12 protein-coding genes, 2 tRNA genes and 1 pseudogene are annotated in these 19180 nt (G+C 74.7%); 7 read left to right on the forward strand and 8 right to left on the reverse strand.

The features are described from left to right. Nucleotides 1–1810 precede the first annotated feature (1810 nt). From ACIQUQ_RS16910 to ACIQUQ_RS16925, 4 genes and pseudogenes are all read left to right on the forward strand, one after another. Nucleotides 1811–2965: pseudogene (locus ACIQUQ_RS16910) on the forward strand (SPFH domain-containing protein); the annotation flags it as partial. Nucleotides 2966–3207: 242 nt separating this feature from the next. After that, nucleotides 3208–3828, forward strand: coding sequence for a lytic polysaccharide monooxygenase (locus ACIQUQ_RS16915; protein ID WP_403976369.1), 621 nt, complete (start codon nucleotides 3208–3210; stop codon nucleotides 3826–3828). Nucleotides 3829–3869: 41 nt separating this feature from the next. Continuing rightward, nucleotides 3870–5573 carry an AMP-binding protein gene (locus tag ACIQUQ_RS16920; protein WP_403976371.1) on the forward strand — a complete coding sequence of 568 codons (1704 nt, stop codon included), beginning with the start codon at nucleotides 3870–3872 and terminating at the stop codon, nucleotides 5571–5573. Nucleotides 5574–5653: 80 nt separating this feature from the next. Next, nucleotides 5654–5727 (forward strand) — tRNA-Lys (locus tag ACIQUQ_RS16925). 120 nt (nucleotides 5728–5847) lie between these two features. Here ACIQUQ_RS16925 and ACIQUQ_RS16930 read toward each other — a convergent pair. Further along, a complete protein-coding gene (locus ACIQUQ_RS16930) occupies nucleotides 5848–6606 on the reverse strand; it encodes an IclR family transcriptional regulator (protein ID WP_403976373.1) in 759 nt (252 codons plus the stop codon). A gap of 262 nt (nucleotides 6607–6868) precedes the next feature. On the opposite strand from ACIQUQ_RS16930, the gene ACIQUQ_RS16935 reads away from it, so the two are divergent. Together ACIQUQ_RS16935 and ACIQUQ_RS16940 are read left to right on the forward strand one after the other, a co-directional pair. Beyond that, on the forward strand, nucleotides 6869–7939 hold the full coding sequence (locus tag ACIQUQ_RS16935) for an LLM class flavin-dependent oxidoreductase (RefSeq protein WP_403976375.1): 1071 nt from the start codon (nucleotides 6869–6871) through the stop codon (nucleotides 7937–7939). Between the two features lie 263 nt (nucleotides 7940–8202). Continuing rightward, nucleotides 8203–9894, forward strand: coding sequence for a glycosyl hydrolase family 18 protein (locus ACIQUQ_RS16940; RefSeq protein WP_403976377.1), 1692 nt, complete (start codon nucleotides 8203–8205; stop codon nucleotides 9892–9894). Nucleotides 9895–9934: 40 nt separating this feature from the next. Here ACIQUQ_RS16940 and ACIQUQ_RS16945 read toward each other — a convergent pair whose 3' ends face one another. Beyond that, entirely contained in the window at nucleotides 9935–11785 is a 1851-nt protein-coding gene (locus ACIQUQ_RS16945; protein ID WP_403976379.1) for a putative bifunctional diguanylate cyclase/phosphodiesterase, read from the reverse strand. 417 nt (nucleotides 11786–12202) lie between these two features. Between ACIQUQ_RS16945 and ACIQUQ_RS16950 the strand changes: the two genes are divergently transcribed. Continuing rightward, nucleotides 12203–13414 (forward strand): M6 family metalloprotease domain-containing protein, encoded by a 1212-nt coding sequence (locus ACIQUQ_RS16950; protein WP_403976381.1) that lies wholly within the window; start codon nucleotides 12203–12205, stop codon nucleotides 13412–13414. Nucleotides 13415–13490: 76 nt separating this feature from the next. Here the strand turns inward: ACIQUQ_RS16950 and ACIQUQ_RS16955 are convergent. The 6 genes from ACIQUQ_RS16955 to ACIQUQ_RS16980 all read right to left on the reverse strand — a co-directional run bounded on the left by ACIQUQ_RS16955 (nucleotide 13491) and on the right by ACIQUQ_RS16980 (nucleotide 19166). Then, nucleotides 13491–13564, reverse strand: a tRNA-Lys gene (locus tag ACIQUQ_RS16955). Then, complete coding sequence (locus ACIQUQ_RS16960; protein ID WP_399956561.1) at nucleotides 13555–14232, reverse strand: bifunctional DNA primase/polymerase; 678 nt, start codon at nucleotides 14230–14232, stop codon at nucleotides 13555–13557. The genes ACIQUQ_RS16955 and ACIQUQ_RS16960 overlap by 10 nt, the downstream gene beginning before the upstream one ends. Nucleotides 14233–14399: 167 nt before the next feature. Then, entirely contained in the window at nucleotides 14400–14744 is a 345-nt protein-coding gene (locus ACIQUQ_RS16965; protein ID WP_403976384.1) for a hypothetical protein, read from the reverse strand. Nucleotides 14745–14978: 234 nt separating this feature from the next. After that, entirely contained in the window at nucleotides 14979–16328 is a 1350-nt protein-coding gene (locus ACIQUQ_RS16970; protein WP_403976386.1) for an AAA domain-containing protein, read from the reverse strand. A gap of 67 nt (nucleotides 16329–16395) precedes the next feature. Then, entirely contained in the window at nucleotides 16396–17964 is a 1569-nt protein-coding gene (locus ACIQUQ_RS16975; protein ID WP_403976388.1) for a hypothetical protein, read from the reverse strand. Beyond that, entirely contained in the window at nucleotides 17964–19166 is a 1203-nt protein-coding gene (locus ACIQUQ_RS16980) for a hypothetical protein (protein ID WP_403976390.1), read from the reverse strand. Before ACIQUQ_RS16980 ends, ACIQUQ_RS16975 begins: the two co-directional genes overlap by 1 nt. Nucleotides 19167–19180: the final 14 nt, after the last annotated feature.

Genomic DNA, 19180 nt, shown 5'->3' on the forward strand with positions numbered 1-19180 from the left:
GGGCTTCGCCGAGGGCCGGGAAGAACTCTCCGCTCACAGGCGGACGGAGCGCACCGAGGTGAACACCCCCTCGGCGCCGGGCGGCGCAACCGCGCTCGGCGCGCCTGCCGGCGTGTCCGCGCCTGGCGAGACAGCGCTCGGCGCGTCCGCAGCCGGGTCCGCACCCGGGGAGACAGCGCTCGGCGCGTCCGCAGCCGGGTCCGCACCCGGGGAGACCGCGCTCGGCGCGCCTGCCGGCGTGTCCGCACCCGGGGAGACCGCGCTCGGCGCGTCCGCAGCCGGGTCCGCACCCGGGGAGACCGCCCTAGGCGCGTCCGCCACCGCGTCCGCACCCGGCGAGACCGCCACCGCGTCCGCACCCGGCGAGACTGCCGACGGCGGGCGGACCCCGGCCCCGCGTGCCGGCGCCGCCCTGCTCGGCGACCCCCATGCGCCGGCCGTCCGTCACCCCTCCGCCGAACAGCGCGCCGCGGAAGCGGACATGACGGGGTGCACGCCCTCCCGCGATGTCCGTACCGGGCACGGTGAGGGTCTCGTGGGCTCTGCCGCCGACGAGTCCGACGCCGTCCGGACCGCCGGGTTCCCGGCTGACGGCGAGCCCGGCGTCCAGGCCCCTCGCACATGGGCCGCGCCCAAGCCGTCCTCCGCCCTGCCCGCGCCGACCGACGTCATCCGGACCGCCGAGTCCGGGGCTCCCGGCGACCCCGGTACCCCGGCCCCGCACGCCGACACCGTGCGTCCGCAGGCTCCTTCCCCGTCCGCACCGGCGGAGGTCGTCCGTACCGCGGCGCCGTCCTCAGCCCACCGTGACGCCCCCACCGCCCGGCCCGCAGGTCGTGCGGAGGCGGCTGCCGACCCGGCCGTGTCCGGCGCGCACGCTCAGGCCCAGGACGAGGTCCGTGCCGGGCACGCAGCGGCGGCAGTTGGCGGCTCCCGTGCCGAGACGGCAGCCACGGCCGCCCACCCCGAGGCACGCACAGGAGCGGTCGCCGGGGCTCGCCCCGAGGACCCCAGGCCGGTGGCCACCGGCACTCGCTCCGAAGAGCCTGCGGCCGCGACCCGCGTCGGCGAGGCCGCTGCTGCGGCCACCCCCGCCGCACCCGAACGCGCTGCCGCTGAGCCGTGTGCGGAACGTCTCGGAGCGCGGCCCGCCGGGGCGGCAGCGGAAGCCGCCGCCGAAGGGCACGCGCAGGCTCGGCGCCGCCCGACGGCGGTCGGCGGCACGCCGGCCGAGGGGGCGGCTACGGCGCCCCGCTCCGCTCGCCCCGAGGCTCTCGCCAAGCCGACCAACGGCCCCGGCACCGGAGGGCTGTCGGCGGGGGCCCGCGTCGGCGGACTCGCTGCCGCGGCCTCCGCATTCGCGGCAGCCGAGAGGGCCGCGACGCCGGCCGCCGGTTCCCGGGCCGTAGCGGGGGCTCCCGCTGAGACGCACGGCCGGGCCTCGGACGAGGTCCGTGCCGGGCGTCGGACGGCGGCGGTCGAGCCCCACCTCGCGGGGCCCGCATGGGGCGCCCGTGCGGAACGGGCCGAGGGCCTCGCGACGGTGGCCGCCGAGGGGCCTCCGGCGGAGGCCCGCTCCGTCGGGGGCGGTACGGAGAGCACTCCCGAGGCAGCCCTCGGTGCGGCGGTGGCCGTCGGCCTCCCCGGCGGCCAGGTCCGCGCCGGCGGAGGTGCGGGCGGCCAAGGGCATGGGGCGGCCGCGCCGGTGGCCGATGACGACACCCAGGACCTCCCGCGGGTCGGGGCCGGCGTGCCCGGGCCCGGGATCGCTTCCGGGCGCCACCTCATCGGGAGCCCCGGGGCCACCGCCATCCCGGTGCACCTGTTGTTCCGGGACCAGGGTGCGGGGGCGGGCTCGGTTCCGGGCCCGGTCGTCGGTGCCGGGCCGGTGGCCGGCGGGGCCGCCCGCCGTAGCGGTGGGGCGCTCGACGCCCGTACCGCCGCCGACACCGGTACGGCTCCCGGCACCCGTACCGCCCCTGGGGCCCGTACCGCCCCCGCCACCCGGGCTCCCGCCCCCGCCCCCAGGCACGGTTCGCCCACCCGGCCGCCCGTGCCGCCCCGGACCGCGCCCCCCGCGGATCCCGCGCTCAGCGAGCGGCGGGGGCCCGCCGTGCCCGGGTGGGCCGGGGTGCTGGCCGGGGTCGGCGCCGCGGCCGGCGCCGCGCTGGTCGGGGTGCGGGCCGGTCTCGTGCCGGGGCGGGTCGCCGACGCCCTCGGGGTCGCCGCGGGCGCCGCGCCCACCCGGTACCACTGGGCCGCCCTCGCGGCCCTCGGCGTCGTGGCCCTCGTCGCCCTCGGCGGGCTCGGCCGCGGCCGGGCCGGCCACGCCTGGGTGCTCACCCTCTTCGGCAGCTACCGCGGTACGGTCCGCCGGACCGGCCTCGTCTGGGTCAGCCCCATGCTGCTGCGCCGCCGGGTCGACGTACGCCTCCGGCACTGGCGCAGCGAGCCGATGCCCGCGGTCGACGCGGGCGGCCTAGCCCTCCGGGTCGTCGTCCACGTCGTCTGGCGCGTCAAGGACACCGCCCGCGCCGCGCTCGCCGTCGAGGACCACACCGACTACCTCGCCGAGCAGGTCGAGTCCGCCATGGCCCGCGTGCTCTCCCGGCTCCCGGCCGACGCCTTCCACGAGGACGCCCCGACCCTCCGCGACGCCGAGGCCGTCGGGGACGCGCTCACCCGGATGCTGGCGGCCGACACCGAGGTGGCGGGCATCGAGGTGTACTCCGCCCAGCCCACCCGCATCGAGTACGCCCCCGAGGTCGCCGCGGCCATGCGGCGCCGCCGGGTGGCCGCCATCGACGCCAAGCACCGGGACGCCGTGCTCAACTCCGTCGTCGACGCGGTCGACGACACCGTCAACCGCCTGACGTCCCGCGGTCTGGTCGAACTCGACGACTACGAGCGCAAGGCCCTGGTGAAGGACCTGACCGTCGCCTTCTACACCGGGCGCCAGGACTAGGCCCACGGCCCGCCGGAAACGGAAGCGGGAACGGAACGGCCGACGCGCACCCCGCGCGTCGGCCGTTCCGTCGTCCGGGGACGGCCGCACCACCGGAGGGCACCCACCCCGCCGCCCGGTCCGTCCTCCTTCACCCATTGGTCTGGACATGGCCAATTGCCGTCAATAGTCTGGGACTTGGTCTAGACCTGAATTCCCGCGTGCGCACGCCCCAGGAACTCCCCCCACGTCCAAGGAGCATCATGCGTCGCTTCGCCCTGCCCACCCCCACCCGCAGACGCCTCACCGCAGCCGCCCTCGGCGTCGCCCTCATCGGCGGGTTCTCCGCGCTCAGCGCCCCCGCCGCCACCAGCCACGGCTACACCGACCAGCCCATCAGCCGCCAGAAGCTCTGCGCCAACAAGGTCGTCCCCGACTGCGGCCCCATCCAGTGGGAGCCCCAGTCCGTCGAGGGCCCCAAGGGCTTCCCGGCGGCCGGTCCCGCGGACGGCCGCATATGTTCGGCGAACCACGCCGAGTTCGCCCAGCTCGACGACCCGCGCGGCGGCAACTGGCCCGCCACCCAGGTGTTCGGCGGCCAGGCCTTCAACTTCCGCTGGCAGTTCACGGCCCCGCACGCCACCACCGACTTCAAGTACTACATCACCCGCAACGGCTGGGACTGGAGCAAGCCCCTCACCCGGGCCGCGCTCGACCCCCAGCCCTTCATGACCGTCAGCTACAACGGCACCCGCCCGCCGTACACCGTCGTCCACCCCGGCACCATGCCCAGCGGCAAGACCGGCAGGCACATGATCCTCGCGGTGTGGACCATCCACGACACCGTGAACGCCTTCTACTCCTGCTCGGACGTCCAGTTCTGAGGCATTCAGTTCTGACGTGACGTCAGTTACCGTGCGGCGGCATGGGGACTGGGACACCGGAAAACCGCTCGGGGCGGCCCGCGGCACCCGCGACGGTCGCGGAGCTCGTCCAGCGCCAGTGGGGCGACCACCGCACCGGGCTGGGTGAGGCGGACACCCGCCTCACCCACCACGAGGTGGCCCGGGCCGCCGCCGCCCGCGCCGCGCTGCTGGTCGACCTCCTGCCGCGCGGCGCGGAACCGCACGTCGGGGTGCTCCTGGAGAACACCCCGGAGTTCCCGCTGTGGCTGAGCGCGGCGGCCCTCGCCGGGGCCGCCGTCGCCGGCATCAACCCCACCCGGCGGGGCGCCGAGCTGGGCCGCGACATCGTCCACACCGACTGCCGGCTGCTGGTCACCGAGCGGGCCCTGCTGCCCCTGCTCGACGGCCTCGACCTGCCCGGCGTACGGATCCTGGTGACCGACACCGACGCGTACGCCGCGCTCCTCGCCCCGTACGCCGGCGCCGGGCCCGGCGAGGCCGTGCTCCGGCGCGGTGGCCCCGGGCCCGCCGACCGCTTCCTCCTCTACTTCACCTCCGGCTCCACCGGCGCGCCCAAGGCCGCCCTCTGCACCCAGGGCAGGCTCGCCGCGGCGGGCGCGTCCCTGGCGCAGCAGTTCGGCGTCACGCCCGACGACGTCCACTACGTCTGCATGCCGATGTTCCACGGCAACGCGGTGATCGCCGACTGGGCGCCCGCCCTGGTGGCCGGGGCCTCCGTCGCGCTGCGCCGCCGCTTCTCCGCGTCCGCCTTCCTGGACGACGTACGCCGTCACGGCGCGACCTACTTCACGTACGTCGGCCGTGCCGTCCAGTACCTGCTGGCCACCCCGCCCCGTCCCGACGACCGCGACCACGCCCTCCGCCTCGGTTTCGGCACGGAGGCGGGCGCGGTGGACGCGGCGCGCTTCGCCGAGCGGTTCGGGGTCCGGCTCGTCGAGGGGTACGGGTCCTCCGAGGGCGGCGCCGCGATCCAGCGCACCCCCGACACGCCTCCGGGGGCCATCGGGCGCGCCGCGCCCCCCGACGACCTGGCGGTGGTGGACCCGGAGACCCTGGAGGAGCGGCCGCGCGCGCGGCGCGGCCCGGACGGGACGCTGCGGGGGGTGGACGGGGCGATCGGGGAGCTGGTGAACCGGGGCCCGAACCCCTTCGAGGGCTACTGGCGCAACCCGGCGGCCGAGGCGGACCGCAGGCGCGGCGGCTGGTACTGGACGGGCGACCTCTTCTACCGCGACGAGGCCGGCTTCCTCTACTTCGCCGGGCGCACCGACGACCGGCTGCGCGTGGACAGCGAGAACCTGGCCGCCGCGATGATCGAGAACATCCTGGCCCGCTGGGAGGACGCGGCGGGCGTGGCCGTGTACGCGGTGCCGGACCCGGTGGCCGGCGACCAGGTGATGGCCGCCCTCGCCCTGAGGGAGGGCGCCGCCTTCTCGCCCGAGGCCTTCGCCGCCTTCCTGGCCGCGCAGCCGGACCTCGGCACCAAGATGGCCCCCCGCTTCGTCCGGGTGGTCCCTGTGATGCCGGTCACCGCCACGAACAAGGTGCACCGGGTGGCGCTGCGCCGCGAGGGCTTCCGGTGCGGTGATCCCGTGTGGTGGCGCCCGGGCGCGGGCCCCGGATTCCGGCCCCTGGCGGGCCCCGGCCTGGCCGGGCTGCTGGCGCGGTACGAGGCCCAGTCCCGGGCCCACCTGCTGGGCTGAGCCGCCCCCACCTGCGGGGCAGGGCCGGGGGGTGGTCACGAGCACCCCCCGGGACCGGGTAGTATTTTCTCTGTCAGCAGGCGCCGCTAGCTCAGTTGGTTAGAGCAGCTGACTCTTAATCAGCGGGTCCGGGGTTCGAGTCCCTGGCGGCGCACCTGATCTTCGGGCGGTTTCCGGTTCACCGGGAACCGCCCGAAGTGCTTTCCCCGGTGCTTTCCCCCCAGGGGGACGGGCCTGGGGTCGCGTGCCCCCGCCCGTCGCGGGGGCACGGCCCTCAGATCGTCAGCGACAGCAGTAGCGGGGCCGCCCTCCGGTTGAGCGTGTCCGCGGCCGCCCGCAGCCGGTGCGCGTGCTCGACCGGCATCGACAGCGCCAGGCAGCCCACCGCCGCACCCGCGGTGATCGGCACCGCCGCGCACACGGTCCCCACGGCGTACTCCTGGAGGTCCAGGGTCGGGACCGTGGCCGGCTGGGCGTCCAGCTTCGAGAACAGGACCCGCTCGTTCGTGATCGTCCGGGAGGTCAGCCTGGCGATCTTGTGGCGGGACAGGTGGTCACGGCGGCCGTTGAGGTCGAGCTGGGTCAGCAGGCACTTGCCGACCGCGCTGGCGTGGGCGGCGGAGCGGAAGTCGACCCACTCGTGCACCTTGGGCGTGCGCGGGCTGTCCGCGAACTGCGTGATCTTCACCTCGCCGTCGACGTACCGGCTGATGTAGACGGCCGCACCGACCGTGTCGCGGAGTTCGTCGAGGCTCTCCTGGAGCTTGGCCTGGAGCGCCTGCTGCCGGTCCACCCCCGAGCCGAGGAGCACCAGTGAATCCCCTATGGCGTACGCGCCGTCCGACACCTGCACCACGTACCCCTCGCGGCGCAGCATGAGCAGCATGGGGACGAGGTGCACCGAGGGCAGGCCGGTCTCGCGGGTGATCTGGGTGTCGGTCACACCCCCGGTGTGCCGCGAGATCGTTTCGAGTACGCGCAGGGCGTACTGCACCGAGTGGAACGGCGCGGTCGGCTCGGGCTTCAGCGCCACGGTTTCCCCCTAGCAGGTTGTTACCGCTTGCGCTTACCACGATAGCCACCAAGAGGCCCACGTGGAGCGTCTGTTGAACAGATTGATGGCTCAATCGGGGCGCCCCACAGGGACCTATATCGCTGGCATATGCCAAGGTCATGGGCCCGGGCCGTCAACATCGGGAATGTCCGCCGACCGGTCCCTGTTCGACCTCTTCGTACAGTTTCGATCACCGGACGAGAACCGCACGGAAGTGGCGGGAGAGGCGGGCGAGGGCGGTATGCAAGACGCCATCCGAGGGACAGCGCAGGGCACGGCTCCGGTCCCGTTGTCGGTACTGGACCTCGTCACCGTCGGTGCCGGATCCACGGCGGCGGAGTCGCTGCGGACTAGCGTCGCGATCTCCCGGCTGGCCGAGGCCCGCGGCTACCACCGGCACTGGGTGGCGGAGCACCACTCGATGCCCGGGGTCGCCAGCTCCTCGCCGGCGGTGATCCTCGCGCACCTGGCCGCCCACACCTCCCGCATCCGCCTCGGCTCGGGCGGCGTGATGCTCCCCAACCACGCGCCGCTGACGGTCGCCGAGCAGTTCGGCACCCTGGAGGCCCTCGCGCCCGGCCGCGTGGACCTGGGGCTCGGCCGCGCGCCGGGCACGGACGGGCACACCGCCCGGGCGCTGCGCGGGCCCGGCCGGACGGACGACGCCGCGGAGGAGTTCCCACGGGCCCTGGCCGAGCTGGTCGGGTTCCTCGACGACGACTTCCCCGACGGACACCCGTACGCCCGCGTGCACGCCGTGCCCGGCCCGGTGCAGGGCCCGGCCGGGCGGCCGCCGGTGTGGCTGCTCGGCTCCTCCGGGTTCAGTGCCCGGCTGGCCGGCGAGCTGGGCCTGCCGTTCGCCTTCGCCCACCACTTCTCGGCGGCCAACACGCTCCCGGCCCTCGACCTCTACCGCGAGTCGTTCCGCCCGTCCGCCGTGCTGGACCGGCCGTACGCGCTGATCGGGGTGGCCGCGCTGGCCGCCGACGACGAGCGCGAGGCCCGCCGCCAGGTGCGCGCGGCCGCGCTGTCGATGCTGAGGCTGCGCACGGGGCGGCCCGGGCTGGTGCCGACGCCGGAGGAGGCCGAGTCGTACCCGTACTCGGCGGCCGAGCGCGAGTTCCTCGACGGCTGGCTGCGCAACGTCGTCCACGGCACCGCCGACGAGGTGCGCGCGGGGCTGGACGCGCTGGCCGCGCGGACGGGCGCGGACGAGCTGATGCTGACCTCCAACGCCCATGCGGGGGAGGCCAGAAAGCGCTCCTACGAGCTCGTCGCAGATGCGTACGGGCTCCCCGGAGGCGCGTCCTGAGCTGACGTACGGCGTGCGAACGGGGATTGGCTGGTTTGTTGCCGAAACCTTGCGCGCGCAACATTCAAGGGAGCCTTAAACCGCTCGTCACCCGGGGTGGCGAGCGGTTTTTTGTACGCGATCAAGGGCCTGACCAGAGGTTTTGCCTCGCGAGTGGTCTAGTCCTTGTTTGGTCCAAACCATTGACTCGGCCACGGAGCGACGGCTATCACTTCACCCAGCGCGCACCTCCCGTCTCCCTCCCACCTCCCCGGGGGCTGTTCATGCACATCCGTAAACCGCTTCTCGCGGCCATCTCCACCGCGGCCCTGGCCGCCGGCGCCCTGGCCGGTTTCGCCGGGCTCGGCACCGCCCAGGCCGCGGACGCCACCCCCAGCACCGGCGGCGTGAAGATCGCGTACTACGACCAGTGGAGCGTGTACGGCAACGCCTTCTACCCCAAGCACCTCGACACCCGGGGCATCGCGGGCAAGCTGGACGTCATCAACTACTCGTTCGGCAACATCCACCCCACCAACCTCACCTGCTTCGAGGCCAACAAGGCGGCGGGCGACGACAACAACCCCAACGCCGGTGACGGCGCGGGCGACTCGTACGCCGACTACCAGAAGTCCTTCAGCGCCGCGGACAGCGTCGACGGCGTCGCGGACAAGTGGGACCAGCCGATCGTGGGCGTCTTCAACCAGTTCAAGGAACTGAAGGCGAAGTACCCGCACCTGAAGATCAACATCTCGCTCGGCGGCTGGACCTACTCCAAGTACTTCCACGACGCCGCGCTCACCGACGCGAGCCGCAAGAAGTTCGTCAGCTCCTGCATCGACCAGTACATCAAGGGCAACCTGCCGGTCGAGGGCGGCTACGGCGGCCCCGGCACCGCGGCCGGCGTCTTCGACGGCATCGACATCGACTGGGAGTACCCCGGCTCCTCCGGTGGCCACCTGGGCAACCACTACGGCCCCGAGGACAAGCAGAACTTCACGCTGCTGCTCAAGGAGTTCCGCACCCAGCTCGACGCCCACGGCGCGGCCAACGGCGGCAAGAAGTACATGCTGACCGCCGCCCTCCCGGCCGGCCAGGACAAGATCAAGTACATCGAGACGGACAAGATCGGCGCGTACCTCGACTACGCGAACATCATGACGTACGACATGCACGGCGCCTGGGACGGCGACGGGCCGACCTACCACCAGTCCCCGCTCTACTCGGGTGCCAACGACCCGACCGACCCGATCGCGCCGGGCACCGAGAAGTACAGCATCGACAACGCGATCGACTCCTGGATCGACGGCAACGCCGCCTACGGCATCGCCGGCGGCTTCCCGGCGAACAAGCTGACCCTGGGCTACGAGTTCTACTACCGCGGCTGGAAGGGCGTCCCCGCGGGCGCCAACAACGGCCTCGCGCAGCCCGCGACCGGCGCCTCCGGCGTCCGCCCGGTCAGCCAGCAGGCCGGCATCGCCCACTACAAGGAGCTGGGCGGCATCGTGGACAACGCCGCCACCACCTTCTGGGACGACCAGGCCAAGGCCTCGTACTTCTACAAGGACGGCGAGTGGTTCACCGGCCTGAACCAGAAGTCGATCCAGGCCCGGGCCGACTACGCCCACCAGCGCGGCCTGGCCGGAGCGATGATGTACTCGCTGCTCGGCCTGGACGAGAACACCACCCTGCTCAACCAGATCGTCGCGGCCGTCGGCAGCTCCCCGAGCACCCCGCCCACCACGCCGCCGACCACGCCCCCGACCACCCCGCCCACGACGCCCCCGACGACCCCGCCGACCACGCCGCCCACCACGGGCTGCACGGCTCCCGCGTACGTCGCCGGCACCGTCTACACCGGCGGCCAGCAGGTCTCCCACAAGGGCCGCAACTGGAAGGCCAAGTGGTGGACGCAGAACGAGGAGCCCGGCACCACCGGTGAGTGGGGCGTCTGGCAGGACCTCGGCGCCTGCTGATCCCCCCACCTCGCGCCGAGCGACGGAGCGCCCCGACCCCTCACACCCGGGGGGACGGGGCGCTCCCGTACGTGCCGGCCGGGGCACCGCCGTACGCGGCCCGGCCGATCATCTCCGCGATCCGCTCGGGCCCCACGGCCCGCGAGTACAGCCAGCCCTGCCCGGTGTCGCAGCCGACCCGGCGCAGCCGCGCCGCCTGGCCCGCCGTCTCCACGCACTCGGCCGTCACCGTCAGCCCGAGCCGGTGCGCGAGCTGGACCAGGGCCTCCACGATCGTCTCGTCGGCCGGGTTGGGGTGGGCGCCCTCCTCGTAGCGGAAGCCGCGCACGAAGGAGCCGTCGAGCTTGAGCACCGAGACGGGCAGCCGGCTCAGGTAGGCGAGGTTCGAGTAGCCGGTGCCGAAGTCGTCGATGGCGATCCGCACGCCCATGTCGCTGAGCGCCTGGAGCGCCTGGAGCGGACGGCCCGCCGAGCCCATCACCGCGGACTCGGTCAGCTCCAGCTGGAGCAGCTCGGGCGCGAGCCCGGTCTCGGCGAGGATCTCCGCCACGTCGCCCACCAGGTCGGAGTCCCAGACCTGGCGCACCGCGACGTTCACCGACACGAACACCGGCTCGTCGGACGGGTGGTCGAGCTGCCAGCGGCGGGCCTGCCGGCAGGCGGTGCGCAGCACCCACTGCCCCAACTGCACGATGGAGCCGTCCTCTTCCGCAATTCCGATGAACCGATTCGGCGTCAGCGTGCCGAACTGCGGGTGGTTCCATCGGGCGAGCGCCTCGACGCCGCGCACCGCCCCGCTCTCCAGGTCCACCAGCGGCTGGTACTCCAGCGTGAACTCGCCGCGCTCCACCGCGGGACGGAGGGTGCTGGACAGTGCCTGCCGGGTCATCCGGTGGGCGTTGCGCTCGGGGTCGAAGAGGGTCCAGCGGGCCTTGCCGTCCGCCTTCGCCCAGTACAGCGTGGTGTCGGCGGCCTGCATCAGCCCGGTCGCCGAGGTCCCGGCGCAGGTCCGCTCGACGACGCCGATCGACGCGGAGACCGAGAGCCGCTGGCCGGCCAGGTCGAAGGGCTCCTGGAGGGCCGCCAGCACCGACTTGGCCAGGTCGGCCAGTTGCTCGGTGCCGGTGGAGTCCTCCACGAGCAGGGCGAACTCGTCGCCGCCGAGCCGCGCCACCAGGTGCCCGCCCGGCCTCCCGTACCCGACCTGGTCCGCGCAGTGCGTCAGGCGGGCCGCCACGGCGGTCAGCAGGCGGTCGCCGACGCGGTGGCCCAGGGTGTCGTTGACCGCCTTGAAGCCGTCCAGGTCGAGGTAGCAGAGCCCGATCCGGCCCGTGCCGCCCCGGTCGTACGAGGAGGCCTCCAGGGCCGCGGAGAGCCGCTCGAAGAACAGCGCCCGGTTGGGCAGCCGGGTGACCGGGTCGTGCATCTGGAGGTGGCGCAGCCGGGCCTGGAGGTCCCGCCGGTCGCTGATGTCGGCCACCGACAGCAGGACGTCGGGCGTGCCGGGCACCGGGCCGAGGGTGACCTCGGTCCACAGCGAGTGCCCGTCGGGGTGCTTCAGCCGGCGGGTGCAGCGCAGCTTGGCCTGCCGCCCGCGGAGCACCTCCAGGTACGCCTGCCAGGTACGGGCCTCGGCCGCGAGGTCGACCAGCTCCGCGGCGGACTGCTCGACCAGGGAGTGCGTCTCGGTGCCGAGCAGTTGGGCCAGGGCGTGGTTGGCGGCCACCACCTGGCCGTCCCGGTCGACCACCGCCATCGGCAGGTGGGCCGCGTTGAACGCTGCCCGGTAGTCGCGCAGTTCGGCAGCGGACCGGCCGACGGGATGACGTTGCGTAGTCGTTGGCCGGAGGCTGTCGGCCGCTGAGCCGGGTCCTTCTGGGGTTCCGCTCACCGTTCGCTCCCGCAGTGCAGTTGTCTCGGCAGTTGTCTCGGCAGGTCGGTCAGGAACCGCCGGCCGGATGAGGGGAGACCGCCCGGAGGCCGTGTCCGCGCAGGAAAGTGTGCCGATCATAGAGGCTGCCGGGAGGGGCTATCCAGCGCCGCCGCCGCGCGTTCCGGTACCCGGATGGGCGGTAGCGCTTCCAGGATCGATCGTTTCTGCGCGGCTCTGTGCGGCTCTGCGCGGCTGTGAACGCCCTGCGCTGCGACCTGATCGGCTGTGACGTTCCGTAAGGCAGCGCGCCGCCCGTCCGCTCACTCGTGTGGGGCACTGGAACAGGACATAGGACAATGAACCGGCACAAGGTGGATGGACTGGATCAAACCATCACCGGAGGTCGACGTGCCGCGACAGCAGACACCCGGGGGAGTGGAGCGTGGCCGCGCGCGCAGTACGGCGGCAGCCCTCACCTCCCTGACGGCCCTCGCCGCCATGTCGCTCGTCGCGGGCCCCGCGGAGGCCGCCGCCCCCGGCGCCGCCCCCTGCGCCCTCACCCGCACGTCCGCCCACCACTCGCTGGGCCTGGACACCTGGAACGGCGACTACCCGAAGCCGGCGCGCTCGCTCGACGCGGTGATGGTCTTCCTCTCCTTCCCCGACGCCGTCCCGGCGACCACCCCGCAGGAACTGACGGGCGACTACTTCCCCGCGACCAGCGAGTTCTTCGAGCGGGCCTCCTACGGGAAGTTCCGGCTGGTGCCGCACCCGCAGGAGCAGTGGATCCGGATGCCCAAGCCGTCCGGCGCGTACCGGATAAAGCGCGACTGGGCGCCCGGCGACCGCGCCTCCTACCTCAGGGACGCGGTGGCGGCCGCGGACCGGGAGGTCGACTTCAGCCGGTACGACATCGTCTACTTCGTGGCCGACCCGGACGCCCCCGGCGTCGACTCCGACGCGACGAAGGTGGTCAACTTCGACCGGCCGCTGCGCGCCGACGGCTCCGACCTGCGCCGGATCGTCACCGTCTTCGAGAAGCACCCGCCGGACCGCAACGTGCTCGCCCACGAGACCGGCCACGTCTTCGACCTGCCCGACCTCTACCACCGCCCCACCGACGGCAAGGGCGACTGGGACACGTACGTCGGCGACTGGGACGTCATGGGCAGCCAGTTCGGCCTGGCCCCCGACCTCTTCGCCTGGCACAAGTGGAAGCTGGGCTGGCTCGGGCAGGGCCAGGTGGACTGCGTCCAGGGCGGTACGTCCCTGCACACGCTCCAGCCGCTCGGCCAGCCCGCGCCGCCGGGCGCCGTCGGCGGCACCCGGCTCGCGGTGGTCCGTACGGGCCCCAACAGCGCGGTGGCCATCGAGGCGCGCGGCTCCGCCGGGAACGACGAGGACACGTGCGCCGAGGGCGTGCTGGTCTACAAGGTGCGCAACGAGGCGGCCTCGGGCGGCGGCCCGATCGAGGTCATGGACGGGCACCCGGACAGCGAGGCCTGCTGGGACCGCTCGGTGTACCCGCCGCTGGCGGACGCGCCGCTGGAGGTGGGGGAGGCGTACACCGTGCCGGGCGAACGGGTCCGCATCGAGGTCGCCGACCGCACCCCCTCGGGCGCCTACACCGTCAAGATCACGACCTGACGGGCGGCCGGCCGGCCCGCGCGCGTGCCGGCAAACGAAGAAGCCCCCCGCTGCTGCGAGGGGCTTCTTCCGTCGGTGCGCCGCCAGGGACTCGAACCCCGGACCCGCTGATTAAGAGTCAGCTGCTCTAACCAACTGAGCTAGCGGCGCCTGCTGACGTCGTAGACATTAGCACCCTCATCCGCCGGAGGAAAAATCGATACGCGCACGGCCTCGGCGGACGCCGCCCTGGCCGCCCGCACGCAGGCCCACAGCAGCACCTCGGGGCCCGGCAGCCAGGGCTGCCGCGTGTCGGGGGCCACCAGCCAGCGCGAGGGCCCGCCCGGCGCCCCCGCGGCCAGCGCCGGCACCGTCACCGCGTCCCCGCGGCCATGGCACAGCGGTGCCGGAATGGCCTCGCCCCACTCCTCCCAGTCCAGCAGCGAGGGCAGCCGCTGGGCCGTCCCGGGCGCGGCGAACAGCAGCATCCGCCCGCGGTGCACCGCCACCGGCCCCGAACCGGGCCCCGCCTCCCACAGCTGGTCCAGCATCCGCCGGCCGAAGACCACCGGGACGTTCACCACGTCGAAGGCCGTGCCGCAGGGCAGCACCGCGGGAGCGGTCGGCCGGGACTCCCACAGCGAGAGGGTGCTGCGCGGGTACGCCGAGGCGGAGGCCAGCCACGCGGCGCCCGGCGGGGTGACGGCCGCGGCCGGGTGCGCCGCGGGACGCGCGTCCTCGGCGGCCAGCAGGCCGAACAGGTCGAACTCTTCGGTGCCGGTGGCGGTGCCGCAGCCGGACGTCTCTTCGCGGGTCTCTTCGCGCAGCCAGGAGTTCATGGCTCCATGTGTACCGGGTGTGGCGAACTCCTCTCGGAGAGTTGCCGAAAACCGGGACGCCAGGGGCACGGGACCGGTACCTTGCCCCCTCGGCATATGCCAGCACCCCGTGCCCGGCCGTGGCCACGGGGTGCCGGAAGCGCGTCGGCGCGGTCGCGGGGTACGGGTCAGTGGCGGCTCTCGCCCTCGCCGCGGAGCAGCCCCTCACCGAACTCGATCATCCGCTTCGCGTAGTCCTCGGTCCAGTCCGCGCTCTCCGCGATCGCCGCCGCGGACAGCCGGTCGAACCGGCGCGGATCCGCGAGCTGCGCCGCCGCCACCGCCTGGAACTCGATCGCCCTGTCGTGCGCGGCGCGGAACGCCAGGGTCAGCTCGGTGGCGCGGGCGAGCAGCGCCCGGGGGTCGTCTATCGACTCCAGGTCGAAGAAGTGCTCCGGGTCCGCCGCCGCTTCCGCGGGCTCGAAGAGCAACTGTGCGGGCCGCAGCCTCCGCTCCCGCTCGGCCTCTGCCATCCGTGTCCTCCTGACGTGCTGCGTGCGATCCGTGCTTCCGGGCCACCCTCCATTGTCCAACGCCGCGCAAGAGGACCCCGGGCCGGTGCTTACGGGCGCCAGGGGATGCGGTGTTCGGCCAGGTGGGAGAGGACCGCGTGGTTCGCCTCCCACCCGTCCGGGGCTGTGTTCTTGGCCCGCCTGCGGCGGGGTGCCGGACTCCGTCCGGCGGTGGGGTCGCGGCCGGGCCGGTGCTTACGGGCGCCAGGGGATGCGGTGTTCTGCCAGGTGGGAGAGGACCGCGTGGTTCGCCTCCCACCCGTCCGGGAACTTGACCGTCACGCCCAGCTGGACCGGGTCGGTCGACGGGTGCTCGTCCAGGAGTTCCGCCACGCCCGCGCGGCAGACCACCACGCACGCGTGGCGGTGCCGGGAGGCCAGGACGCAGAGCCGGCCCGTCTCCAGGTGGAAGGCGGTGGCGTCCGGCCTGCCCGACAGGGGGTGCAGGACCACCGTCAGGTCGTACTCGCGGCCCTGGAGGCGGTTGGCGGTGTCCACCGTCACGCCCGTCACCCCCAGCTCCGCCAGGGCCGCGCGGACCGCCGCCGCCTGGTCGCGGTGCGCGGTGCCGACCGCGATCCGCTCCGCCGTGACCGGCACCGGGCCCTCGGACCGCTCCGAGACGGCCACCGTGCCCCGGTCCAGCACCCGGCGCACCACCAGCGCCACCGCCCGCACCGCCTCCGGGTCGGTGCGCGGGGTGTGCCGGGCCGGCAGCTCCAGCAGCCCCCACCCCGCCTCGGCCGCCTCGTCCAGCACCCGGTCGGGCCCCGAGCCGTCGGAGGCCACCCCGAAGGACAGCCGCCGGTCACCCGGGCCGGTGCCGCTGCGGAACGGCGTGTACGGGTAGAAGGCGTCCGACACCAGCGGCGCGGCCGACGCCGGGAGCCGCCACGAGACCGGCAGGCGGTGCTGCGGCAGCTGCGGGTTGTGCGCCAGCAGCGTGGCGACGGCGCTCGCCGAAGGGTCGTACGACAGCCCGGCCCACTGCTCGGCGCCCACCACGCTGAACGGGTCCAGCTGGCCGGGGTCGCCCACGAACAGCGCGCGCTCGAACAGCCCGGCCACGGCCAGCAGCGCGTCCGAGCGCATCTGGTACGCCTCGTCGACGATCGCGTGCTCCCACGGCTCGACGCCCTGCACGTGGGCCCACTTCGCGGCGGTGGAGATCACCACCGGCAGGCCGTCCAGCTCCCCGGCCTTGCTGGACAGGGAGACCGAGGGCAGCTCGGTCAGCGCCGGGTCGTAGGACTCGGCGTCGCTGCTGTGCAGCCGCCCCACCCGCAGCTCCGGGTCCTTCTCGTGCAGCCGCAGCACCAGGTCGTCCACCTGGGCGTTGGTCTGCGCGACCACCATCAGGCGCCGCCCGGCCGCCGCCAGCTCCCGGGCGGCCCGCACCACGAGGGTGGACTTGCCGGCCCCGGGCGGGGAGTCGACGACCACGCCGCGGTGGCGGCCGTCCATCGTGTCGCGCAGGATCGCGCGGGTGGCCTCGGCCGCGGCGGCTCCGGGGTCGAAGTCCGTGGCGGATGCGGTCGGGGTCACGGCAGGTCCTCGGCGGTCGTGGTCGGCATGCCCGCGGCCGGGCGCAGCAGGTCCTCGGCGGTCGGCGTCACAGCAGGTCCTCGGCGGTCACGGCGTCCGGGGCCTCGGCGGTCGTCCGGGCGGACGGCGGGCCGCCGTGGGTCCAGGGCGTGTCCTCGGGCTCGGGCAGCCTGGGGCCGGTACGGCTGTCGTGCTCGAAGAGCGTCCAGCAGACCCGGTCGCCCTTCTCCGGCACCGACCCCGGCTCGGGGTCCCGGCTCCGGCCCATCTTGTCCAGCAGCCGCAGGACCAGCCCGCCGCCCTCCTCCTCGTACCGCACGAACGCGGCGCTCTGCGGGCGGCCGTCCAGCGAGCGGTAGACCTTCGTGCCGGGCGCGAGCCGCGGCTGGTCCTCGGTGGCGACGGTCACCAGCGGTCGCGGGCTGGGCCGCTTGGACTCCGTCCACTCCATGACGACCTCGGTCACCTCGCCCGCGAACGCCTCGCCGGCCAGCCGGCGCCCCGCCATCACCAGCGGGTCGTCCAGCGCCTCGTGCGCGTCCAGCTTCGCCTGCTCGCTCTCGCGGCGCGCCAGCTTCTGTGCGGCCGTGACCGCGTCGTCCACCCGCGGCTGCGGCGGCTCGCCGGCCCTGATGCGGTCGCGGTGGCCCGTGTACGACCAGCGGTCGCCGGTCCAGCGGTCCTCGGCCCGCTCGCCGGGCGGCAGCGCGCGCAGCAGGTCGAGGGCCCGCCACACCGCCCACCAGGTGGGCCGCAGCTGCTCCGCGACCAGCCGCCGCACCTCCCGGCCGGCGCGCAGCACGGCCTCCTCGTCCCGGGGCCGGGCCGCGCGGGCCGCGTCGTACCGGGCCATGGCCGGGGCCAGCAGGCGGTTGTCGAAGGCCGGGTCGGTGGCGGGGCCGGCCGGCGGCCAGAGCAACTGGCCCCGCTCGTCCCGGCCCAGCTCGGCGCGAAGGGCCCGCTCCGCGCCGGACTCGCCCTCCGCGGGGTCGATCCAGCCGAGCAGCGCGCCGAGGTGCTGGTCCTCCAGGTTGCTCTGGCCGGTGGCCCAGTGCCGGCCGAGCAGATCGGTGGCGGCGAGCAGCATCGAGGAGCCGGGCACACGGGCGCGCTCGCCGAGGTGGGTGAGCCAGCGGCCGAGCAGCGGGATGTGCGGCGGCGCGGGGTACGGCGTGTCGGGGTCCTGCTCGGCGGTGCGGCGGAAGCGCATGGAGCGGCCGAGCAGGCGTACGTACTCCACGCCGGCCCGGTTGGGGACGACGAGCTGCGGCGCGTCCGTGCACAGCTCGGTGGTGACCTTGACCCGCTTGCCGGTCTCGGGGTCGGTCTCGGTCCGCTCGGCCGGCTCCACCTCGTCGGCGAAGCCGTCGACGTACGGCAGGACGGCGTCGGCCAGCTCCGCCAGGAACTGCCAGCGCAGGTCGCGGTCCCGGGGCTGCGGGACCACGAGCAGCCGGGGCTCCTCGGGGTCGGTGCCGACCAGGGCCCCGAGCGGCGCGCCGGCCTCGCCGGCGGTGGTCAGCGGTACGAGGACCAGCGGGCGCGGCGCCAGGTGGCGGTGGCGCACCGTCGCGAGGGGGACGGCACGTCCGTCCCGCACCGCCTCCAGCCGGGCCAGGGTGCTCAGCAGGGACATCAGGGGTCCTCCGGGGAGTCGGGCGCGGCCGCGGGGGTGCCGGCGGCGGGCGGCCCGGGACGTGCGGCGGCTTCGGCCAGGGCCTCGGCGCGCAGCCGGGCGGCCCGCCGCAAGGCCTCGGCGGTGGGGTCCTCGGGCCCGGCTGCCGCGTGGGACCCGGCCGCTTCGAGGGCCTCGGCCACGGTGGTGAGCGCGCCGAGCTCCCCGCGGACCGAGCGGCCGAGGGCGGTGACGGAGCCCTCCGCGCGGGCCCGCTCGCGGCAGTGGAAGGCCAGCTCGCATGCGGCCAGGCACTCGGGCGCGTAGGCGGCGTCGACGGACTCGACGGCGGCGGTGAGCTCCTCGCGGGGGCGCTCGGGGTCGAAGCAGGTGCCCTCGGCGAGGCCCTCGGCCAGCTCCTCGACCCGGGTGAGGCGCTCGAGCTGGCGGCGGGTGACGGAGCGCTGCCTGCGGATGTCGACGGACGCGGCCGTCGGCAGGTTGGAGAAGTCCTTGGGGCAGACCAGCAGCACCGAGTGGTCGACGGACGCGCCCTCCACGAGGCCCGCGATCCGCTCCAGGGCCAGGACGTACACGGCGGACTGGCGGGCGGCGGCGCCGACCTTGGCGGGGTCCGCGCTGCCGTCGACCATCGGGAAGGACTTGATCTCCACGACCGTCCAGCGGCCGTCGGGCCGGACCACGACGGCGTCGGGCTCCAGGAAGGCGGGGGTCCCGGCGACCTCCAGGGCCAGCATCGGGTGGTCGAGCAGTGCCCAGGCGCCGGCCTCGGTGGCCTCGCGGAGGGCGAGCGCGGTGCGGGCGGCGCGGCCCTCGGGGCCGACGGCGGTGAGGTCGGGGAGGAGCACCTCGCCGGGGACGGGGGTGGGGAGCGCCGGACCGGAGCGGTGCTCGGCGAGCAGCCGGATCAGCTCCCGGCCGCCGTCGGCCTTGACCCGGGCCTCGAAGGAGTTGCCGCGGACGATCGCGAACTGGGACTGGCCGAAGGCCGCGGGGGAGCCGAGCGCCTCCGCGAGGCGGTTCTTGTCCACCCCGGCGCCGTCGAGGAGTGCGCGTCTGCGGCACCCCGGGTTGGCCGCGAGGGCGGCCAGGGCGCGGGCGTCGAGGGGCCGGGGTGGCACCTGGGGTCCGCGCAGTTCGGCCAGCCGCCGGCGCAGCGGCGGCCGCGGGTCGGGTGTCCCGTCGGGTGGGTAGACGCTCACGCGCGGAAGTCTCC

This window comes from Streptomyces sp. NPDC101118 (assembly GCF_044759445.1).
In the GTDB taxonomy this organism is placed as follows: domain Bacteria; phylum Actinomycetota; class Actinomycetes; order Streptomycetales; family Streptomycetaceae; genus Streptomyces.